6 protein-coding genes are annotated in these 4,851 nt (G+C 30.3%); all 6 read right to left on the bottom strand.

Features of this window, described 5'->3' with window-relative positions:
- Positions 1-64: 64 nt before the first annotated feature.
- The 6 genes from ITJ86_RS17005 to ITJ86_RS16980 all read right to left on the bottom strand — a co-directional run bounded on the left by ITJ86_RS17005 (position 65) and on the right by ITJ86_RS16980 (position 4,746).
- Complete coding sequence (locus ITJ86_RS17005) at positions 65-541, bottom strand: hypothetical protein (RefSeq protein WP_230080340.1); 477 nt, start codon at positions 539-541, stop codon at positions 65-67.
- Between the two features lie 63 nt (positions 542-604).
- Positions 605-1,057 (bottom strand): hypothetical protein, encoded by a 453-nt coding sequence (locus tag ITJ86_RS17000; RefSeq protein WP_195872852.1) that lies wholly within the window; start codon positions 1,055-1,057, stop codon positions 605-607.
- A 167-nt stretch (positions 1,058-1,224) separates the two neighbouring features.
- Complete coding sequence (locus ITJ86_RS16995) at positions 1,225-2,091, bottom strand: hypothetical protein (protein WP_195872851.1); 867 nt, start codon at positions 2,089-2,091, stop codon at positions 1,225-1,227.
- Between the two features lie 210 nt (positions 2,092-2,301).
- Complete coding sequence (locus ITJ86_RS16990; RefSeq protein WP_195872850.1) at positions 2,302-3,141, bottom strand: hypothetical protein; 840 nt, start codon at positions 3,139-3,141, stop codon at positions 2,302-2,304.
- 147 nt (positions 3,142-3,288) lie between these two features.
- A complete protein-coding gene (locus ITJ86_RS16985) occupies positions 3,289-3,897 on the bottom strand; it encodes a hypothetical protein (RefSeq protein ID WP_195872849.1) in 609 nt (202 codons plus the stop codon).
- A 225-nt stretch (positions 3,898-4,122) separates the two neighbouring features.
- Entirely contained in the window at positions 4,123-4,746 is a 624-nt protein-coding gene (locus ITJ86_RS16980) for a toxin-antitoxin system YwqK family antitoxin (protein ID WP_195872848.1), read from the bottom strand.
- Positions 4,747-4,851: the final 105 nt, after the last annotated feature.

Genomic DNA, 4,851 nt, shown 5'->3' with positions numbered 1-4,851 from the left:
GCTAAATCTGGATTAATATTTGACGAAAACTATAAAAGTACTTTGGTTAAAAATTAATGCGTTTTTACTTGTTTTTTACCACAGTACTTTGTTGTAAAACGTTTTTATTCATTAACTCTTTTTCTATACTTGTTCGAAATCCTATATAAGTTATTTCGGCAATTTTTATTCTTTCATTAACAGTCCATTCTGCATCTTCATTCATTAATTTTAATTCCACTTCATTTTCGGATAGTTTTTTTATTCGTCCTACAAAATATGAATCATTGTCAATTTCCGTAAATATCGAAATCAATTTTTCGTTTTTTAGTTGAGATAAACATTCGAACATATTGCTCATTTTTTCGAGAGTCAGTTTTCCGATAAATTCAGGATAATTGTTATTCTTTATTTCGCTTAATTCTTCTTCATCCCATTCTCTATATTTCTCAATTTCGTAGTTCCTGATAATTGAATAACCATCAAATTCTTTGGTTTCGTCATTGAAGCAAATGAAAATAAATATTTTGTTATTTGATTTTAAACAAATTCCAGAATACATTCGTCACGATTTGGTTGTAAATCAACGTGAATCGGAATACTATTTTTAATTTCCTTTTCCATTTTATTCGAATATTTGATAATTATTGTCAATCTGTTCTTTCATTTTATTCCATTCCGTATTGTTTTTAACGTTTATTAATTCCACATTTATTTCCGATTCAAATTTTGTTGGAATTTTTGGTTTTTGATGCGAATAGATTTTCAGAGTTTTATTTTCCACTTTGTATATTATTCCACTAAATCCGTGAAAAATATATTCAGATATTGAGTCTGGCTCAAATTCAAAGTCTGGCTTTGTTGAAATTACAGATATTTTATGGTCGCCAGTTAATCCCCAATTTTTACTTTTCAGATAAAGAGAAGTTTTTTCATTCGGGAAATAAATTTCCTCTTTTTCAAATAAAGGTTTTCCGATTTCGTCCCAACTTGCAAATTCACGTTCAACTTTCATTCCGAACCAAAAGGCAAGAATAGTTAGTGAAATCGAAATTATAATTAAATATCTTTTTTTCAATTCGTAGTTCGGTTTTTTCTTAAATGTTTTACAACGTGTTTGTGTATGGTTAGTTGCGTGGTTCAGTAGCTAAGTTAGCAAACTTTTACGAACCAGAGAAAATTCCGCAGGAATTTTCGCAAGTAAGCACTTAAAAAGCAATTAATTATACACGGTGTTGTAAGTAGTTATTTTTTTCTATTAAGCCACTTATTTAATATTTTCTTTGAACCTTCATAAGTATTTTCAATTGAATTTCTGGTTTTATTCAGTGCGTTTTTTGTTGTATCACTAGTCATCGCAGTATATGTATATTCTCCAACTTCTGAAATTCCAGAAATAGTTCCATTATAAGCTAAAGTAGCGTACTCTCTAGTTTTTTCGTTTGCTAGAAAACCATATACACTATTGTAAACTTTACTTATTACAAATTTATTTTTATATATCAAATATCCAACTCCAGCAGAAACAATAATTGGACTAGAAGAAGCTAATGACATACCAATTATTGCAATTTTTACTGTTTTTCCACCTGTTTTTATCAGAAAGAATTTTGGTGCATCATTTAATTCTATTTCGTTGTTTTCAATCGCCTTATATGTTTCTACTCCAGTGAAAACTGTTCCGAATATAAATGAACCTCCTAAAATATCTTCAATAGGTATTGTATTATCAATGTTTTCAAGTTCTCCTTTAAGGAAATCAAAGGTCGATTCGTTGGCGTTAACAAATTCAACATCTGAAATTTGGTCATCCCAAGCAAAACTTAATTCTTCATCAGTTACATTTTCAGCACCTCGTGAACGATTTGGTCCTATGTCTTCTAAAAAAATATTGTCTAAATTTGAAGCTAAATCTGGCGAATTCGATTGTGATATGATATGAGAAATATCTTTCTGCATTAATAACTGCGCTATTTGGTCAGATGATAATTCTCGCATTTCATCTGAAAAAATATGCTCAAATGCATCCTCTCCACTAATATTGTAATGACCGAAACGCTCATTAATATAGACTTGTGCGTGCTCTGATAAATCTGCGAAAGTTTTTTTCATAATTACTTACAACGGTATTGTGTATGAAACGTAGCGTATAAAAAGACACTAACTTTTCGGATTAACACAGAGCCGAATTTTTATGTTTTGTTTTTAACTTATCAATCTTAAAAGCCAAATTAAAAATTTGGCGGTCTTTGTAAATACGCACAAACCCTTGGGTTTAGCACTTACTAGCTATGTTTTATACACGTTGTTGCCACACGTTTTTTATTCCGTTACTTTATACATTCCAACTGTTTTTATTCCGTCATCCGAGAACTTTAGAATTTCAGTTGTTATTGGATATCCAGATTGTTTAAATTCATCCACGACAACAGGTCCAATTCGTTGAGAAAAGAATTCAAAATCTTTTTCAGAGAAAATATAGCAAAAATCCCGAACAGGAATAACAGCATAAAAAGGATAACTAAAATCGGTTTTTACTTTTTCTTTCATTGAAGGTGCTAATAATAAAGCACTTTTCAGATTCGTATATTCTGATTCAAGCATTCCAAGTTTTCTATTTTCTATAGTGTCAAATTTTATTTGTGATTCCGCCAATATTCGGTTTGCATTTTTTTGAGCTTGATTCTCCAAATCAGAATCGGTTATATTCCATTTTTCAAGGTCAGCCTCAGCAATCCAAGTAAACCTGTCATTCTCACTATGAAGATAAATCTTATTAATTTGGTCTGTAACTTTAAAGTTTACGAAATCTTTAAAATCAAAATCATTTGGATAAAGAGAAATAAATATGTTTTCTTTTGCGTCATTCCAATTTGCAGGAATATCTATTGAATAGTCAACCAAAGTTTTTACTAAATCTGAAATATGAGTTTTGTCTTTATCTCGTTCGTAATTTCTTCTTACGTTGTCCAAACTAACTTCTAAAGTTACTTCTCCTTTAGAAATGTAAATCAATTCTGTTTCGTCAATCGAGTCGATTTTCATTCCTTTATTTTCAATTTGGGTTTTGAATTCGTCAAACACAAAATCTTTCTTTGGGTTGTTACAGCCAAAAAGTCCGCTTAAAATTGTCAAAATTATGATGTATTTACGATGTTTCATTAAATGTGTGGCAACGTGTTTGTGTATGATTTCGTTGCGTGTTTAAGCACTAAAGTTAGTAAATAAATCACAAATAGAAAGTCCGCGAGGACTTTCGTAAGTAGGCTATAACTAGCAATGAATTATACACGGTGTTAGCACCAGTTTTTATTCTCCAATATCTTTAATACCGTTCAACCACTTTATTTTGATATTGGTCATTTTTTTAAATTCAGACATTTCTTTGTCAGTCATAAAGTCAATTACTCCGTCTTGACCTAAACCAATAAAAGTAAACTTTTCAGAATTTTTTAATTCCGAATTCAGTTCTTGAATTTTATCGAATAAAGAACCGTCAACCCAATCATTATCAATTCTTAAATCCCACTTGTAATTCTTTCCGTTTAACTCAAAAGAAACCCAAGCCTTTTCGTTATCAATGTCAACAAAATCTTTTATGTTTTCAAAATTCAGTTTATTTTTAGATATTCTTTTTATATTTTCGAGTATATCGATATATGAGCCATTATCTTCAATACATTCAGCATCGAAATGCCAACATTCATTGGTTATTGCTGTCCAAGGTTCTCTTTCTATTGTCGAACCTAAAGTAACATACATAAGAACCCAAGTGTCTTCCTCAAAATCGGATTTGTCATATGATTCGAGTAACGTTTCTTTAGTTATTCCGCTGTTCAATTTATATCCTAATTCTTGATAAGTGTTAAGTTGTTCCTCAAAACTTACCTTTGGAATTTTCTTTACGTTTGATTTCAAAGACTTATAGGTTTTAAATCCTGTTAGAATTAAAAACACACTTATTACTATAATTATCGTTTTTATCATCGGTTTTCTCAAATTGGTGCTAACGTGTTTGTGTATGGTTAGTTGCGTGGTTTAGCAACTAAGTTAGCAAACTTTTACGAACCCGTGAATATTCCGCAGGAATATTCGCAAGTAGGCAAGAATATAGCAATTAATTATACACGGTGTTGTGCATAGTTATTTATTTCGTTCTATGTAAATCTTTTCAGTTTCTTTATCAGTCAATTTTCCATTTTTGTCAAACGTTTTAATTATCGTTTTTCTTTTTTTGTTTTCATAAGTCTGATATTCTTCTAAATCTTCATTTTCATCGTAATAAACAACTCGTTGGTAATTGAGAGTCAGATTTTCATAAAAGTATTGAGCTCTTAAAGTTCCATTTTTTCGATATTCTTTAATTTCAATTGGTTTTCCGTTTGAGTATGTTCCATCAGTACGTTTATTTCCATTTTTATAAAAATCTGTTTCTTTTCCGTCGCAAACTTTTTCACAATTTAGATAAGTCCAGCGTTTTGAATGTAATTCATTTCCACTAGCGAACAGAATTTTAGGAATTCGTATCGTGTCATTTTTTGTTTTTAAAGTAGTTGAGTATTGAAGTGTCCAATTATTAATTTCCTTAAAAATTGTTATGAGATTGTAATTCGTGTGTGTTAAGTATAATATCTCAAATTCAGGCTCAATTATCTTATTGGAACAATTGTCATAAAACACTAAATTCAAGTTCTCTTTTCCGCTGTTTTGGCTAAAACACGAGAAGCTAATGATTAGCAGAAAGATTGATGTTTGTACTGACTTCATAATTATGCACAACGTGTTTGTGTATGATTTCGTTGCGTGTTTAAGCACTAAAGTTAGCAAATAAATCACAGATAGAAAGTCCGCGAGGACTTTCGTAAGTAGGCT

The sequence above is a fragment of the Winogradskyella marina genome (assembly GCF_015645385.1).
Lineage (GTDB): Bacteria > Bacteroidota > Bacteroidia > Flavobacteriales > Flavobacteriaceae > Winogradskyella > Winogradskyella marina.
This window is presented reverse-complemented; position numbering and strand designations above follow the sequence as displayed.

Excerpts from the sequence above, each read along its gene's own strand:
- ITJ86_RS17005 (WP_230080340.1), bottom strand. The coding sequence starts at position 541 with ATGTATTCTGGAATTTGTTTAAAATCAAATAACAAAATATTTATTTTC.
- ITJ86_RS16990 (WP_195872850.1), bottom strand. The coding sequence starts at position 3,141 with ATGAAACATCGTAAATACATCATAATTTTGACAATTTTAAGCGGACTT.
- ITJ86_RS16995 (WP_195872851.1), bottom strand. The coding sequence starts at position 2,091 with ATGAAAAAAACTTTCGCAGATTTATCAGAGCACGCACAAGTCTATATT.
- ITJ86_RS16980 (WP_195872848.1), bottom strand. The coding sequence starts at position 4,746 with ATGAAGTCAGTACAAACATCAATCTTTCTGCTAATCATTAGCTTCTCG.